General features: G+C 62.9%; 11 protein-coding genes and 2 tRNA genes. 7 read left to right on the forward strand and 6 right to left on the reverse strand.

The genetic code is table 11. The features are described 5' to 3' along the window. The first annotated feature begins 136 nt into the window (after positions 1-136). Entirely contained in the window at positions 137-484 is a 348-nt protein-coding gene (locus tag J2X56_RS12545; protein ID WP_310160565.1) for a hypothetical protein, read from the forward strand. 79 nt (positions 485-563) lie between these two features. Here the strand turns inward: J2X56_RS12545 and J2X56_RS12550 are convergent. Continuing rightward, a tRNA-Ser gene (locus tag J2X56_RS12550) sits at positions 564-654 on the reverse strand. 178 nt (positions 655-832) lie between these two features. Beyond that, positions 833-2,815 (reverse strand): acetate--CoA ligase, encoded by a 1,983-nt coding sequence (gene acs, locus J2X56_RS12555; protein WP_121038665.1) that lies wholly within the window; start codon positions 2,813-2,815, stop codon positions 833-835. 419 nt (positions 2,816-3,234) lie between these two features. Between acs and J2X56_RS12560 the strand changes: the two genes are divergently transcribed. The 4 genes from J2X56_RS12560 to J2X56_RS12575 all read left to right on the forward strand — a co-directional run bounded on the left by J2X56_RS12560 (position 3,235) and on the right by J2X56_RS12575 (position 6,569). Continuing rightward, complete coding sequence (locus tag J2X56_RS12560) at positions 3,235-3,846, forward strand: YqhA family protein (RefSeq protein ID WP_039786063.1); 612 nt, start codon at positions 3,235-3,237, stop codon at positions 3,844-3,846. 31 nt (positions 3,847-3,877) lie between these two features. After that, a complete protein-coding gene (locus J2X56_RS12565) occupies positions 3,878-5,419 on the forward strand; it encodes a fumarate hydratase (RefSeq protein ID WP_075257626.1) in 1,542 nt (513 codons plus the stop codon). Between the two features lie 43 nt (positions 5,420-5,462). Then, on the forward strand, positions 5,463-6,356 hold the full coding sequence (gene murI / locus J2X56_RS12570; protein ID WP_121038662.1) for a glutamate racemase: 894 nt from the start codon (positions 5,463-5,465) through the stop codon (positions 6,354-6,356). Between the two features lie 137 nt (positions 6,357-6,493). Then, positions 6,494-6,569, forward strand: a tRNA-His gene (locus J2X56_RS12575). A gap of 62 nt (positions 6,570-6,631) precedes the next feature. On the opposite strand, the gene J2X56_RS12580 is transcribed toward J2X56_RS12575, so the two are convergent. The 4 genes from J2X56_RS12580 to J2X56_RS12595 form a co-directional block, all read right to left on the reverse strand. Beyond that, the gene (locus J2X56_RS12580; RefSeq protein ID WP_039786071.1) at positions 6,632-6,913 is read right to left on the reverse strand and encodes a helix-turn-helix transcriptional regulator; all 282 of its coding nucleotides are present in this window, start codon (positions 6,911-6,913) and stop codon (positions 6,632-6,634) included. Beyond that, positions 6,910-7,230 carry a type II toxin-antitoxin system RelE/ParE family toxin gene (locus tag J2X56_RS12585; RefSeq protein WP_121038656.1) on the reverse strand — a complete coding sequence of 107 codons (321 nt, stop codon included), beginning with the start codon at positions 7,228-7,230 and terminating at the stop codon, positions 6,910-6,912. The genes J2X56_RS12580 and J2X56_RS12585 overlap by 4 nt, the downstream gene beginning before the upstream one ends. A gap of 109 nt (positions 7,231-7,339) precedes the next feature. After that, positions 7,340-8,005 carry a response regulator transcription factor gene (locus tag J2X56_RS12590; protein WP_039786075.1) on the reverse strand — a complete coding sequence of 222 codons (666 nt, stop codon included), beginning with the start codon at positions 8,003-8,005 and terminating at the stop codon, positions 7,340-7,342. Between the two features lie 410 nt (positions 8,006-8,415). Continuing rightward, positions 8,416-9,225 carry a ferredoxin--NADP reductase gene (locus J2X56_RS12595; protein WP_121038653.1) on the reverse strand — a complete coding sequence of 270 codons (810 nt, stop codon included), beginning with the start codon at positions 9,223-9,225 and terminating at the stop codon, positions 8,416-8,418. Between the two features lie 324 nt (positions 9,226-9,549). Between J2X56_RS12595 and J2X56_RS12600 the strand changes: the two genes are divergently transcribed. Beyond that, a complete protein-coding gene (locus J2X56_RS12600; RefSeq protein ID WP_204725193.1) occupies positions 9,550-11,325 on the forward strand; it encodes an autotransporter assembly complex family protein in 1,776 nt (591 codons plus the stop codon). Between the two features lie 57 nt (positions 11,326-11,382). Then, positions 11,383-15,408 carry a translocation/assembly module TamB domain-containing protein gene (locus J2X56_RS12605; protein ID WP_310160566.1) on the forward strand — a complete coding sequence of 1,342 codons (4,026 nt, stop codon included), beginning with the start codon at positions 11,383-11,385 and terminating at the stop codon, positions 15,406-15,408. Positions 15,409-15,432: the final 24 nt, after the last annotated feature.

Below are 15,432 nucleotides of genomic sequence, written 5' to 3' on the forward strand. Positions count from 1 at the left end.
CGCACCGGCAGGCCTCGCCATCAGAGATTGCCTGAGAAGAGACGGGCCGTCTCCCGCTTGATGAGAAGGCGGGTCAGGATTATCCCGATGGTGTTGCGTCAACAAAGCGCGGTAAGGTCTGGGCAGAGGAGAAATGATGCTAAACAGTTTTGCAGAGGATATCGCTGGCAGATATGTATTGATCGTCAGGAAACTGGCCGAGATGGCCGGGGCCAATCTGATCGTCGGTGACCTCATCCGCAATGCCACCCGCAATTGCCTGGTGGGCATGCACGCGGCGGGGGCGGAATCATTCGAGATCCGCCAACATCTGGGTGCGTTGATCGCCAGTCACATCCAGGCCTTGCAAGTACACAGCGACCGCACGCTGGCGGCGTGGGTGCATGCGCGCAATCATATGGAATTCCTGCTCTTCATCGAGGAACGGGAAGAACTGGCGTTGCGCGATGAGGTCGGTGCGGGTGCGGGAGGATTGATGCATTGATCCGTGATGGGCGCGAATGAAACAGGCATCACGCCGGGACATAAAAAAACCCGCTGACGTATCAGCGGGTTTTTCATTGTGGCGGAGAGGGGGGGATTCGAACCCCCGATAGGCTATGAACCTATACACGCTTTCCAGGCGTGCGACTTAAACCACTCATCCACCTCTCCTGGATTCGGGTTCGCGTTCAGCGAAGCCATGCATTATAGCAAGCTTCTCGCCGAAGCCAAGTCTTTTCTGCATCTTTTTCAAAAAGACCATGAAAAAACCAGCAGGACCCGGCGTCCATACGACAACGCCCCGCCCTGCCGGCTAGCCTGTCACCGCCCTGCAGCGGCGGCCTCAGGCTTACTGCGCTTCTTTCAGCTGATCCAGGATGGCCGGATTTTCCAGCGTGGAAACGTCCTGGGTGATCGCCTCGCCCTTGGCCAGCACGCGCAACAAACGACGCATGATCTTGCCGGAGCGCGTCTTGGGCAGGTTGTCGCCGAAGCGGATTTCCTTGGGCTTGGCGATGGGGCCGATTTCCTTGGCCACCCAGTCGCGCAATTCCTTGGCGATCTGCTTGGCTTCTTCACCGGTCGGGCGCGGACGTTTCAACACCACGAAGGCGCAGATCGATTCGCCGGTGGTTTCATCCGGCTTGCCCACCACGGCCGCTTCAGCCACGATGCTGTTGGCCACCAGCGCCGATTCGATTTCCATGGTGCCCATGCGGTGACCCGACACGTTGAGCACATCATCGATACGGCCGGTGATGGTGAAGTAGCCGGTCTCCTTGTTGCGCACCGCGCCGTCGCCGGCGAGGTAGATGTTGCCACCCAGTTCTTCCGGGAAGTAACTCTTCTTGAAGCGTTCCGGATCGTTCCAGATGGTGCGGATCATCGACGGCCACGGACGCTTGACGACCAGGATGCCGCCATTGCCGTTGGGGATGTCGTTGCCGGTCTCGTCGACGATGGCCGCCGTGATGCCCGGCAGCGGCAGCGTGCACGAACCCGGCACCTGGGGCGTGGCACCCGGCAGCGGCGAAATCATGTGGCCGCCGGTCTCGGTCTGCCAGAAGGTATCGACGATGGGGCAGTTCTCGCGGCCGACGTTCTTGTAGTACCACATCCAGGCTTCCGGATTGATGGGCTCGCCCACCGAACCGAGGATGCGCAGCGAAGACAGGTCGTATTGCTTGGGATGAACCTTCTCATCCGCATCGGCCGCCTTGATCAGCGAACGGATCGCCGTCGGCGCAGTGTAGAAGATGGTGGCCTTGTGGCGCGCCACCATGTCCCAGAAGCGGCCGGCGTTCGGATAGGTCGGCACGCCTTCGAAGACGATCTGGGTCGCCCCCACGGCCAGCGGGCCGTAGGCGATGTAGGTGTGGCCGGTGATCCAGCCGATGTCGGCGGTGCACCAGTAGACATCGTCGGGCTTGATGTCGAAGGTCCACTTCATGGTCAGCACGGCCCACAGCAGGTAGCCCGCCGACGAATGCTGCACGCCCTTGGGCTTGCCGGTGGAACCTGATGTGTAGAGGATGAACAGCGGATGCTCGGCATCCACCCATTCCGGCTCGCAGGTGTCGGGCTGGTTCGCGACCACGTCGGAGAGCCACAGGTCACGGCCTTCGACCCAGTTGATCTCGGCACCGGCGCGCTTGTAGACCACCACGTGCTTCAGGGTATCGCAACCGCCCATGGCCAGGGCTTCGTCGACGATCGATTTCAACGGCAGCTGCTTGCCGCCGCGCACCTGGTAGTCGGCGGTCAGCACGGCCACGGCACCGGCATCGATCACCCGCTCGTGCAGGGATTTGGCGGAGAAGCCGCCGAAGACCACCGAGTGTGTCGCGCCGATACGGGCACAGGCCTGCATGGCCGCCACACCTTCGACCGACATGGGCATGTAGATGACCACGCGGTCGCCCTTCTTGATGCCCAGCGATTTGAGGCCATTGGCGAACTGGCAGACCTTCTGGTGCAGTTCGCGATAGGACACGCGGGTCACCTTGCCGTCGTCGGCTTCGAAGATGACGGCGGTCTTGTCGGCATTGCCGTTTTCCAGGTTGACGTCCAGGCAGTTGTACGAGACGTTCACCTGGCCATCGGCGAACCACTTGTAGAACGGGGCGTTGGATTCATCCAGGGTCTGGGTGAAGGGCTTGTGCCAGTTGAGGTTGTCCTTGGCCAGCTTGGCCCAGGTGCCTTCGTAGTCTTTCTCGAATTCGGCGTTCAGGGCCTGGTAGGCGTCCATGCCCGAAATGGCGGCGTGACGGGCCAGCTCGGCCGGGGGTGCGAATACGCGGTTCTCTTGCTTGAATGTCTCGATGTCTGCCACGGTAGTCTCCAGTAGGTTTGTTTTTGCTTTCCGCAAAACATAGGCCGTTTCACTTACTCAGTCCTTACACAAGCAGCGCCCCTGTCGGGCGGGAGGCCGCTTGCATCAGGGCTGGGACAGCGATGGCTGCCCCCTTGCGCCAACCCGGGCAGGACCGCACCCGGCTGGCTCCATGGACGCAGACCTTCATATCGCTGCGATGTTCTCTGGTGTTCAAGACAACATATTGGCATTCTGGCACAGGTCGATGTTTCCCGCAGGCACTGCGCACGCGGGATGCAGGGCAGGCCCCGGAAATGGGCCAAGGGCGTGTAGAATACGGCCCCAAATCCGGAGCCGGACAGTGAACGCAAACGCAGCAGCAGCGGCGCACCGGATATCGTCATCCTCAGCCAGAATCACGCGTAGCACGGACACCCATGAAAAACTCGTCGCCCCAGCCTCCCCGCAAGATCGGCATCCTGCCCAACCTGATTTTCATGAGCCGCTGGCTGCAGCTGCCGCTCTACCTGGGCCTGATCCTGGCGCAGTGCGTCTACGTGTATCACTTCTGGGTCGAGCTGGTGGACCTGATCGGCGCGGCCATGGGCAGCGCCAGTTCGCTGGACCACATTCTGGATGCGGTCGCCATTCCCGGCGCCACCCGCCCCGAGAAGCTGAATGAACAAACCATCATGCTGGTGGTATTGGCCTTGATCGACGTGGTGATGATTTCCAACCTGCTGATCATGGTGATTGTGGGCGGATATGAAACCTTCGTCTCGCGCATGAACCTGGAAGGCCATCCGGACCAGCCCGAGTGGCTCTCGCATGTGAACGCTTCTGTCCTGAAGGTCAAACTGGCCACGGCCATCATCGGGATCTCGTCGATCCACCTGCTCAAAACCTTCATCAATGCCAATCTGTATGACGCCAAGACGCTCATCGCCCAGACCGGCATCCATATCGCCTTCCTCTTGTCGGCCATGGCCATCGCGTATTGCGACCGGCTGATGGTGCATCCTTCCGAACCCTCCGACAAGCCGCACTGACTTTGCCTCATCCAAACCGAGAGAACCAGCCATGACCATCATCAAGCAAGACGATCTCATCGAATCCGTCGCCGCCGCGCTGCAGTACATCAGCTACTACCATCCGGCCGATTACATCCAGCATCTGGCCCGCGCCTACGAGACCGAGCAGAGCCCGGCCGCCAAGGATGCGATCGCCCAGATCCTGACCAACTCGCGCATGTGCGCCGAGGGCAAGCGCCCGATCTGCCAGGACACCGGCATCGTCAACGTGTTCCTGAAGATCGGCATGGGCGTGCGCTTCGAGGGCTTCTCGGGCTCGATTGCCGACGCCGTCAACGAAGGCGTGCGCCGCGGCTACTCGCACCCGGACAACGTGCTGCGCGCCTCCATCGTGGCCGACCCGCAATTCGAGCGCAAGAACACCAAGGACAACACCCCGGCCGTGATCCACATGGAACTGGTGCCCGGCAACACCGTGGACGTGCAGATTGCCGCCAAGGGCGGTGGCTCCGAGAACAAGACCAAGTTCGTCATGCTCAACCCCTCCGACAACCTGGTGGACTGGGTCCTCAAGACGGTCCCGACCATGGGCGCCGGCTGGTGCCCGCCGGGCATGCTGGGCATCGGTATCGGCGGCACGGCCGAGAAGGCCATGCTGATGGCCAAGGAAGTGCTGATGGAAGACATCGACATGTACGAGCTCCTGAAGCGCGGCCCGCAGAACAAGACCGAAGAGCTGCGGATCGAGCTCTATGAGAAGGTCAATGCACTGGGCATCGGCGCACAGGGCCTGGGCGGCCTGACCACCGTGCTGGATGTGAAGATCATGATGCACCCGACCCACGCGGCTTCCAAGCCCGTGGCGATGATCCCCAACTGTGCCGCGACCCGTCACGGCCACTTCGTGCTGGATGGTTCGGGCCCGGCCTACATGGAACCGCCGTCGCTGTCGGATTGGCCGGAAGTGCACTGGGTGGCCGACACCGAGAAGTCCAAGCGCGTCAACCTGGACACCCTGACCAAGGAAGAAGTCGCCTCCTGGAAGCCGGGCCAGACGCTGCTCTTGAACGGCAAGATGCTGACCGGCCGCGATGCCGCCCACAAGCGCATCCAGGACATGCTGGCCAAGGGCGAGAAGCTGCCGGTGGACTTCACCAATCGCGTGATCTACTACGTCGGCCCGGTCGATCCGGTGCGCGACGAAGTGGTGGGTCCGGCTGGCCCGACCACCGCCACCCGCATGGACAAGTTCACCGACATGATGCTGGAGCAGACCGGCCTGATCTCCATGATCGGCAAGTCCGAGCGCGGCCCGGCCGCCATCGAGGCGATCAAGAAGCACAAGTCGGCCTACCTGATGGCCGTGGGTGGTTCGGCCTACCTGGTGTCCAAGGCGATCAAGTCGGCCAAGGTGCTGGGCTTTGCCGACCTGGGCATGGAAGCGATCTACGAGTTCGACGTCAAGGACATGCCGGTGACGGTGGCCGTGGACGCCAACGGCATCTCGGTGCACAACACCGGGCCGGCCGAATGGAAGGAAAAGATCGCCCAGAGCGTGTCCCTGTCCAAGATTCCCGTCACCACGGCCTGATTCGATACCAGGCCGAGCCCGTTGCAGGAGCGCGCGCAGCACCATGAATGAAGCCGTCAAGCAGGTCAGTGCGCCTTCTGCCGCCGGGTCCGACAGCAGTAGCCCGATGCCGGCCGCAGCCAACGCTGCGGTCGGCATTTTCGATTCCGGCATCGGCGGCTTGTCGGTGCTGCGGCACATTCATTCCACCCTGCCCCGTGAACAGCTGATCTACTTCGCCGACTCCGGCTATGCACCCTATGGTGACAAGACCGAGGCACAGATCGTGGAGCGCTCGCTGACCATCGCGTCCTTCTTGCTGGAGCAGGGAATCAAGGCCCTGGTGGTGGCCTGCAACACGGCTACGGCGGCGGCCATCCAGGCGATACGCGCGCGCTGGCCACAACTGGTCGTGGTAGGCATCGAACCCGGCCTCAAGCCGGCCGCGCAGCAAACCCGCAGCGGCACCGTCGGCGTCCTGGCCACCCGCAGCACCCTGGCCAGCCAGCGCTTTGCCTTGCTGCAGCAGCAGATGGAAGCCCGGTATCAGGTGCGCTACCTGCCCCAGGCTTGCGTGGGGCTGGTGGACCTGATCGAGAAAGGCGAACTGTATTCGCCGGCCACGGTGCAATTGCTGGAGCGCTACCTGGGTCCGCTGCTGGAACAAGGGGCCGATACGCTGGTACTGGGCTGCACCCACTACCCCTTCGTGCGACCAGCCATCGAAAGCGTCTGCCAGCGCCTGGCGGGCGGCGTTCCCGACATCATCGATACCGGCCAGGCCGTGACCCGGCAGTTGCAACGCCTGCTGGCCACCGAAGGCCTGGAAGCGCAAGCAGCGACCGGTTCGCTGGCCGGCTTCACCACGGCCAGCCGCTCGACGCTGGAACAGGCTTTCCGGGGACTGCTCAAGCTTGATCCGCCGGTGCAGGCCTTGCAGCCGCAAACGGGCGGCTGACGCGGATGGGTAGGGTTGCGGAAAGAAATTTCAGGGCAATTGCCAATTTGCATTGAAATATGTTGCCATTCCCTGCAAGTGTTTGTATAATCTTTTGCTTACTTGATGACGGACGCAAGTCTGTCTGACAGTCGACGGTGGCTGTAGCTCAGTTGGTAGAGTCCAGGATTGTGATTCCTGTCGTCGTGGGTTCGAGTCCCATCAGCCACCCCAAAGATTCATGCAAAAAGCCCGGTCCTGGTGACCGGGCTTTTTGTTTTCAGAGTCCGCTGCCTTTACGTGGGAACTTCGAGCCGGACCACAGCCCTGCTTCCGGTAGCCGCTGCATAGCGCGCCAAGGTTCGCATGGATGGCATGCTGCGGCCGCTTTCCAAACGCGCGATCGCCGACTGCGACGTCTGCATCTTTTCCGCCAGTTCCTGCTGGCTAAGGCCGGCCCGCACACGCGCCGCGATCAACTCCTGCGCCAAGGCAAATTCGCCTGCCAGCAGATCGTATTCCTCGCGGACCGCAGCATTGGAGAGCAAATGCTTCTTCAGGGTAGCCAGGTCAGTCATTTTTCCATCCTCTTCATTCTGGTCAATGCGGTCTCGATGGCATGCCGATCAGTCTTTTGAGTCTTTTTCACAAAGACATGCAGCACCACAAGCCTGCGCTGCGAAACGCTCACATAAAGCGCCCTTGCAATCCCGTCACGCCCAGTCAAGCGCATTTCCCATAGCTTGCCCTCGATGGGACGCACATGAGGCATACCGACCGCATGCGGGCCAAATCGCTCCAACATTTCTGCGATGCGGAGAAAGCGTGCCTGCAGGTCGGCAGGCAGCCCAAGCAGCTCCGCATGAGCTTGCGGCAATAAATCGAGATGCCACATTCTTATTTTATCTCTTTTTTGATATATTTTGACGCATCATCCGCGACCAATGAATGATGAGTGGTTTCTGCAAAACCTCCGACATCTTGCGGCCGGACCAAGCAGTGCCCTAGTTGATCATCCCCGTCGAATACGCATACTTGATCAGCTCAGCATCCGTACTCAGGCCCAGCTTGCGCATGGCATTGTTCTTGTGGGTACTGATGGTGCTGGGCGTACGCGACAGGCGCACGCAGATTTCACCCAGAGACTGGCCTTCCACGAACAGGCGCACTACTTCCAGTTCGCTCTGGGTCAATTCGCGCACCAGGCCGAAACCTTCACCCTGCGCCCAGCTCATCTCCAGCTCGCCACGCAGCGAGACCGGAAAATACAGCTGCTTGCTGCTCTGCGTGGCCAGGCAGGCATTGATCAGCTCGTCGGTTTTCTCGCGCTTGTTGATGACGGCAAATACGCCCATGCGATACAAGCGGCGGATCACCGCACCATTGTTCATCGCGGTGTAGACAATCACCTTGGTCGACGGATGCTCGGTCTTCAGGCGCTTGACCAGCGCAAAACCATCCGACTCGTCGCTGTCATCGGCCGGCATGGCGAAGTCGGTAATGACGATTTCGCACGGCGAACGCTTCAGCGCACTGATCAGCGCCTCGCCATTCTCAACCTCCAGGTCGATGCGGATTTCCGGCAAACGCGCCAGCTCACCCCGAAGCGCTCCCAGCACGATGGGATGATCATCGGCAATGGCAACGTGCAGGACTTTCTTCAAATTCATGCTACCCCCAAATGGTTCAATTGACTGACAGGTGGCGACGCCGCGACATCATTGCCCTCGCTCATCCTCCCCTGGTTCGCCTCGACTTGCGGCCCTCGATTTGTCTGCATCGATGTCGACTCCCCCGCCCAGGGCGATGCCGCAACGGCATCGCGAAAAATTCCACTCCTAGGAGATAGAGAAAATCTGGAGAAAATAGAAAGGAAACTGCGTTATTCCCACAAAAAATCGAATAAATTCGACGTGTCAATAGAAACTATTCTATCTACGGCTTATAGCGGAGATATCTAAAAGATATTTATTGAAAGGCTCGACATCGTTTGAAGTCCACCTGCGTTTTCACGCACCCTCTTCTTCGATGTCTCACCTGTCTCACTCGCTTCAGTTGCTTCACCTGTCACAGGACAATCTCACCAATAATCCTCGGTCACGAACTGTCCGCCCCCGGTGCGCCGCAAGGGCGTCATGCCGCGCTCGCGCAGCAGCTCACGCACCTCGGTGACCATGTCCGGATTGCCGCAGGCCATCACGCGGCTGTGTTCGGCTGCCAGGGTCAGTCCGCTGGCCTGTTCAAGCCGGCCGTCCTTGAGCAGGGTAGTGATGCGCCCTGCCAGCCAGCCCGGCTCGTCCGGCAGAGCGGGATCACGCGTCACGCAACGCAGCAGCTGCAGGCGCGCCGGCCACCCTTGCGCACGGGCCTGTTGCTGCAGGCGGGCGAAGGTCTCGGCGTAGGCCAGTTCCTCGCGCTGGCGCACCCCGTGCACCACCACCAGATCGCTGAACCGCTGCCATACCTCCGGCTGCTGCAGGATAGCGACATAAGGCCCCAGCCCGGTACCGGTGGCCAGCATCCACACCTGCCGGCCATCAACGAAACGGTCGGCCGTCATGAAGCCATAACTGAGCTTCTCGACCCAGACGGCATCGCCCGGCTGGAGCTGGTTCAGGCGCGATGTGAATTTTCCTTCAGGGACGATGATGGCGTAGTACTCCAGATAGTCGTCCCCTTCCGCCGAGGTGATGGAATAGGCACGCGAGACCACCTCGCCGTCGATCTCCAGTCCCAGGCGCGCGAACTGGCCTGCCGTGAAACGATAGCCGGCCGGGCGCGTGGTGCGGAAGCTCAACAGCTTGTCGGTCCAGCGATGTACCCATATCAGGCGCTCACAGGTCGCCTTTTCCGAATACGCATCAATACTCACACTGACACTGCTGCTCACTGCATTCTCCTTCGATGTGCTGCCAGATTGCCCGCGCGGCAACCACTGCCGGTGGCATTACAATAGCGGGATGAACAGGAGCGAGGGCCATCCAGCCCTTGCTCCGGCACGACCGCAAGCGGCGGGGCAACGAACCCGTGTCACGAGAGACACCCGGGACGACCCGGACATGAAGCTTTCGCCGCCTGCACCGGCCAGGAACTATCCGCGCCGCGCGCGGGTCAGGCCTGAGTGGCGTGCGCCGCCAGCCCTCATCCTACCCGACTTGCCCCACGGCGCGTCAGGCTGGCCGCCTCAACCGACAACCGATGATGCAGTGAATCAATGACTTGGACCCGCAGCCTGGCCATCGCCTTTTTATTTTGCGCCGCCGACACCGCCCATGCCGCCTACAAGGTACAGATCGACGCGCCCAAGCCGGTGCAGTCGCTGCTGAAGGATTTCCTGGATATTTCACGCTACCAGGACCGCGACGACATCAGTGATGAACAGCTCAAGTTCATGATGGATACCGCCGGCGACCAGGTGCGCGAACTGACCTCCACCGAAGGTTATTTCACCCCGGTCACCAAGGTCAGCGCGCAGACCGAGGCCGGTGCCGAAGGCAAGCAGGCCGTACGCCGCATCACCATCAGCGTCGACCCCGGTCCACGCACCGAGATCAGTTCGGCCGAGGTCAGCGTCACCGGCGCAGCCGCCCGCGACGATCAGGCGACCGTGGCCCGCCTGCGCGAGGATTGGTCGCTGCCCGTGGGCCAGCCCTTCCGCCAGGAAGACTGGAACCGTGCCAAGAACGCCGGCCTGGAAAAGCTGCAGCAAAAGAAATACGCCGCCGCCCGCATCGCCAGCTCCGAGGCGCGCGTCGATCCGGACGAACACCAGGCCGACCTGGCCGTGCGCTATGACAGCGGCCCGGCGTTCACGCTGGGCCCCTTGCAGATCACCGGCACGCGGCGCTATCCGGAAAGCATCATCCGCAACGTCAATCCGCTCACCGTGGGCGAGCCCTATGACGTCAATCGTCTGCTGGCCCTGCAGCGGCAGATCCAGAACACGCCGTATTTTTCCAATGCCATCGTGGCCATCGATGACGATCCCGAGCACCCCGAGCAAACGCCGGTGAAGGTGCAGGTCACCGAATTCCCGACCCAGCGCGTGCGTGCCGGTGTCGGCTACAGCACCGATACCGGTGCCCAGGTCGAAGGCCGCTATTCGCACTACAACGTGTTCAACAAGGCCTACGTTTTCGACAGCCAGCTGCGTCTGGAGCAGAAGCGCCAGTACGGCGTGCTGTCGCTGGCCATGCCGCCGGATGACAAGGCCTTCGTCAACAGCATCAACACTTCTTACGACCGTACCAAGCTCGAAGGCATCGACCTGCGCAGCCAGCAGGTCGGTTTCAAGCGGGCCCGCAACAGCGAGAACTACGACACCACCTACTCGCTCACCTACTACCGCGACGAGCTGAGCCAGGAAGATGGCAGCACCCTGCCCGCCAACACCATCGTCACGCCCGGCAAGCACCGTGCGCTGGTGCCGGGCTTCGCGTGGTCGCGCCGCAATGTGGATGATCCGATCTTCCCGCGTAAAGGCAATCTGCTGACGCTGGAAGCCGGCTTCGCGCTCAAGGGCTTGCTGACCGACCAAAGCTTCTCGCGGCTGTATGGGCGTTTCAAGCAGTTCCTCCCGGTCGGCAAGCGCGACATCGTGGTGCTGCGCGCCGAGCTGGGCGGGGTCTTCACCGCAGGCAGTGCCGGCGCGGTACCGCCCTCGCTGCTGTTCCGTACCGGCGGCAATGACTCGGTGCGCGGCTACAGCTACCAGAGCATCGGCAACGAGCAGAACGGCACCGTCTACCCGACCAAGTACCTGGCCGTGGGCAGCTCGGAATACCAGCGCTGGTTCAGCGAGAACTGGGGCGCGGCGGTGTTCTACGACGTCGGTGCCGCGGCCGACAACTGGAACAACAAGACCTTCTATCACGGGGTCGGCACCGGTGCGCGCTGGCGCAGCCCGGTCGGCACGCTCAACCTGGACCTGGCCTATGGCATCCAGAAGCGACAGATCCGGCCGCACATTTCGCTGGGCATCGCCTTCTAGCGCCCGGGCAGCATCCGCGCCGCCTCCCGATGAACTGAATTCGAATCACCCACCAGCATGAGCGAACCGCAACACGATCCGCAGCAAGCCCCCTCCGCACCGCCGCCGCGCCGTCGCGCCAGCCGCGGCCGCCGTATCGCCGCCTGGAGCGGTGGCACCGTGGCCCTGCTGGTGCTGGCCGCCGCCGGTGCCGCCCTGTATGCCACCCATACCGAGAGCGGTGCTCGCCTGCTCTGGAATACCGCCGTCAAGACGCTCGACGGCAAACTCTCCGGCCAATTGCTGGGCGGTACCGTGGCCGACGGTCTGCGTCTGCGCGATCTGCATTACCAGGATGAGAAGCGCATCCTCGACATCGACAGCGTGGATGCGCGCTGGCATCTGGCGCTGCTGCAACGCAGATTCAGTATCGATTACTTGCGCGTGGGCAAGGTGCGCCTGAACCAGCAACCCTCCCCGTCAGAACCGAGCAGCATGCCGGGCTCGCTGGAGATCCCGCTGGCGCTGGACATCCGCGAGATCAGTCTGGCCAGCCTCAGCCTGACCCAGGGCACCTCCACCAACGAACTCTCCAAACTGAAATTGCACGGCAACTCCGACGGCGTGCAGCACACGCTGGTGCTGGACAGCCTCACCACGCCTTTCGGTGACGCCACCGCCCTGCTGCACCTGAACGGCAAGCAGCCCTTCGCCATCGGCGGCGGGCTGGAACTGGCCGGTGCCTACCAATATGGCGAAAGCAAGGAGCAATACCAGCTGGCGGCGCAACTGTCTGGGTCGCTGCAGGAACTGGGCATCGCGCTCACCGCCGGCGGCGACAAGCTCAAGGGCCATGCCGACATCGTCGCCACGCCCTTTGCCAGCGTGCCGCTCAAACGCGCCAAGGTGGACCTGCAACACCTCAATCCGCAAGCCTTCAACGCCGCCGCACCAGCCGCCGACCTGAACCTGCGCGCCGACCTCGCGCCGCCCGCCGGGCTGGCCGCCGACGCACCGCTGCAAGTCGCCGGCCGCGTCGAGATCGACAACGCCCGTCCCGGCAGCCTGGACCAGCAACGCCTGCCGCTGCTCTCGGCCAGCGCCGACCTGAAACTGGACCTGCAGCAACAAACCCTGTCACGGCTGGAGATCCGTCTGCCGCAGCAAGGGCGCATCGAAGGCAGCGGCCAGTTCCGGCCCGGCAGCAGCGAGCCCGGCAAGCAGGAACCGCTGTCCGGACAGTTCAAACTGCGCGTGAGCGATCTGGACCTGAACCAGCTGCATCGCCAGGTGCGCCCGACCGGGCTGTCCGGTCCGGTCGACCTCACGCTCGCTCCCGATGCCCAGCAAGTCCTCCTGACCCTGCAGGACAGCACGCTGAAGCTGCATGTGGACAGCGTGATCAGCCAAGATCGCGTGCAACTGCGCGAAGCCTCGCTGACGGCCGGCAAGTCGCGCCTGGAAACCTCCGGCACGCTGCAGACCGCCGCTGCCATGGAGTACGCCTTCAAGGGCCGCCTGGTGGACTTCGATCCGACCGCCGTGCTGCAGGCAGTGACGCCGCCGCCCGCCAGCACGGGCAAGGGTCGCAAACGTACCGCAGCAGCGGCTTCCAAACCGGTGCCGGCGCGCATCAACATGGATTTCAATGCCGCCGGTGCACTCTCGCCTGAGCTGAAGCTCAAGCTGGGCTTCCGCATCCATGACAGCACCTACGACGCCCTGCCCATGAGCGGCCAGGGCGACATCAACCTGGCCGGCATGCGCCTCTTGCCCAGCCGCGCCAATGTGCAGATCGCTGGCAATACGCTGGATCTGGACGGCAGCTTCGGCAGCACCCGCGACAAGCTCAAGCTCAAGGTCGATGCGCCGCAACTGGCGCGCCTGGGTTATGGTCTGGGCGGGCTGTTGCGGGTGGACGGCATCCTCAGCGGTACGCGCGAACGCCCCAACCTGCTGGCCAGTTTCCAGGCCGAGCAACTGGCCTTCGGCCCGCACAAGCTGCATCACCTGTCCGGTCAGAGCGAGTTGCACAGCAACCTCGCTGCCGGCGTGGCTTCGCCCGACAACCGCCTGGCCCTGAGCCTGGAAGGCGATGGCTACAGCGGCCCGCAAGCCGAACTGGCGCGCCTGTCGCTCAAGCTCGATGGTACCTACGCCAGCCACACGCTGGCCCTGCAAGCCAAGGGCAAGCTGGCTGATCAGGTGCTGGACCTGAACCTGGCCGCGCACGGGAAAGTCACTGAAAAGACCCGTGGCAACTATGGCTGGGCCGGCAGTCTCGACCAGTTCAGCAACCAGGGCTTGCCGCGCATCGCCATGACCAGCCCGCTCACGCTGGACGCCTCGGCCGAGGGCATCGAGGCCGGCAGCACCCGCATCGAGATCGACCGTACCGCCCTGGATCTCAAGCGCCTGTCCTACCGCCAGGGCCGTCTGGCTTCCGCCGGACAGGTACGCGCGCTGGATGTGGGCCGGGTGCTGGAACTGGTACAGCAGTTCACCGGCACGCCGCCACCCGTCAAGACCGACCTGGTGCTGGACAGCGACTGGGACTTCAACCTGGCCGAGACCGCCAGCGGCTATCTGCAGATCGCGCGCAAGTCAGGCGATATGCGGGTGACCACCAGCGTCGGCGAAGCGGCCATGGGCCTGTCCGAACTGCAGCTGCGCAGCCAGTTCCAGGGCGAGCGCATGAACGTCACCGGCCGCGTCAACGCCGCCCGCATCGGCACGCTGGACCTCGGCGGAGATATCGGCCTGCGCCGGGTAGACACGCTGCTGGCGCTGGCCCCCGAATCGCCGCTCAACCTGAAGGCCAGTCTCGATGTACCGGAACTCAAGCGCGTGGGCGACCTGATCGGTCCGCAAGTGAGCCTCAACGGCAAGCTGGCCGCCAGCCTCAATGCCGGCGGCACGCTGGCGCAGCCGCGCCTGTCCGGGGCCATCAATGGCGACAACCTGGCCGTGACCGAATTCGACCAGGGCATCCAGCTCAAGGATGGCATCGTGCGCATCGTCATGGACAGCAACGTGATCGAACTGCGCCAGATCGAATTCCACGGTGGACGCGGCACCCTGCGCGCCGGCGGCAAGATCCAGCTGGGGGCCGACAATCCCGACCTCAACGCCACCCTCACCGCCGACCATCTGGAACTGTTCGCCAGCCCGGACCGCCAGCTGATGCTCTCCGGCGAAGGCAAGATCAGCAACGTCAACGAACAGTTGCGGGTGGATGGCAAGTTCACCGTGGACCGTGCCCTGTTCGACCTGCCCAAGAGCAGCGCCCCCAAGCTGGGCGATGACGTGGTCATCGTCAGCCGCAGCGGCAAGAACCGCGTCGGTGCGGCAGCCTCCTCGCAACAGAAACTGGAAGCGGCCACCGAAAAACCGGCCAGCAAGTTCGCCCCGGTCATCAACCTGGCGGTCGACCTGGGCAACGACTTCCGCTTCCGCGGCAGCGGCGCAGACCTGCGCTTGCGGGGCGATATGAATGTTCGCAGCGAACCGCTCTCGCCGCTGCGCGCCACGGGCACCATCAACGTGGCCGAGGGAAGTTATGAAGCTTTTGGCACAAAACTCAATATCGAGCGTGGCATCATCAACTTCCAGGGGCCGATCGCCAATCCCAACATCAACATCCTGGCCATGCGCCGCAACCAGGACGTCGAAGCCGGGGTCTCGGTGACCGGCAATGCCAACCAGCCGCGCGTGCAGCTGGTGTCCGAACCCAATGTGCCGGATGACGAAAAACTGTCCTGGATGATGTTCGGCCACGGCACCGACAGCTCCAGCATCGGCCAGCGTACCGCCAGCAGCCAGGCGCTGGCGCTGGTGGGCAACATGGGCGGCAAGCGCATCGCCAAGGATATCGGGCTGGACCAGTTCAGCATCGGCTCCAGCGAATCGGGACTGACGGACGAACAAGTGGTCAACCTGGGCAAGGCCATCACCGAGAAGATCACGCTGGGCTACGAGCAGAGCCTGCAGGGGGCCGCCAGCGTGGCCAAGGCCACCTGGCAGATCTCGCGGCGCTGGTCGGTAGTGGCGCGCGCCGGCACCATCAATGGCCTGAACATCCTCTTCAGCCGCCGTTACGACTGAGGCGGGCACACCACGGCAGCGGGC

It is taken from the genome of Herbaspirillum sp. 1173, assembly GCF_031455335.1.
In the GTDB taxonomy this organism is placed as follows: Bacteria; Pseudomonadota; Gammaproteobacteria; order Burkholderiales; family Burkholderiaceae_D; genus Herbaspirillum; species Herbaspirillum huttiense.

Bases quoted from the DNA above. Each gene is read 5' to 3' on its own strand.
- J2X56_RS12600 (WP_204725193.1), top strand. From the start codon at position 9,550: ATGACTTGGACCCGCAGCCTGGCCATCGCCTTTTTATTTTGCGCCGCC.
- J2X56_RS12560 (WP_039786063.1), top strand. From the start codon at position 3,235: ATGAAAAACTCGTCGCCCCAGCCTCCCCGCAAGATCGGCATCCTGCCC.
- J2X56_RS12605 (WP_310160566.1), top strand. From the start codon at position 11,383: ATGAGCGAACCGCAACACGATCCGCAGCAAGCCCCCTCCGCACCGCCG.
- murI (WP_121038662.1), top strand. From the start codon at position 5,463: ATGAATGAAGCCGTCAAGCAGGTCAGTGCGCCTTCTGCCGCCGGGTCC.
- J2X56_RS12590 (WP_039786075.1), bottom strand. From the start codon at position 8,005: ATGAATTTGAAGAAAGTCCTGCACGTTGCCATTGCCGATGATCATCCC.
- J2X56_RS12585 (WP_121038656.1), bottom strand. From the start codon at position 7,230: ATGTGGCATCTCGATTTATTGCCGCAAGCTCATGCGGAGCTGCTTGGG.
- J2X56_RS12545 (WP_310160565.1), top strand. From the start codon at position 137: ATGCTAAACAGTTTTGCAGAGGATATCGCTGGCAGATATGTATTGATC.
- J2X56_RS12565 (WP_075257626.1), top strand. From the start codon at position 3,878: ATGACCATCATCAAGCAAGACGATCTCATCGAATCCGTCGCCGCCGCG.
- J2X56_RS12580 (WP_039786071.1), bottom strand. From the start codon at position 6,913: ATGACTGACCTGGCTACCCTGAAGAAGCATTTGCTCTCCAATGCTGCG.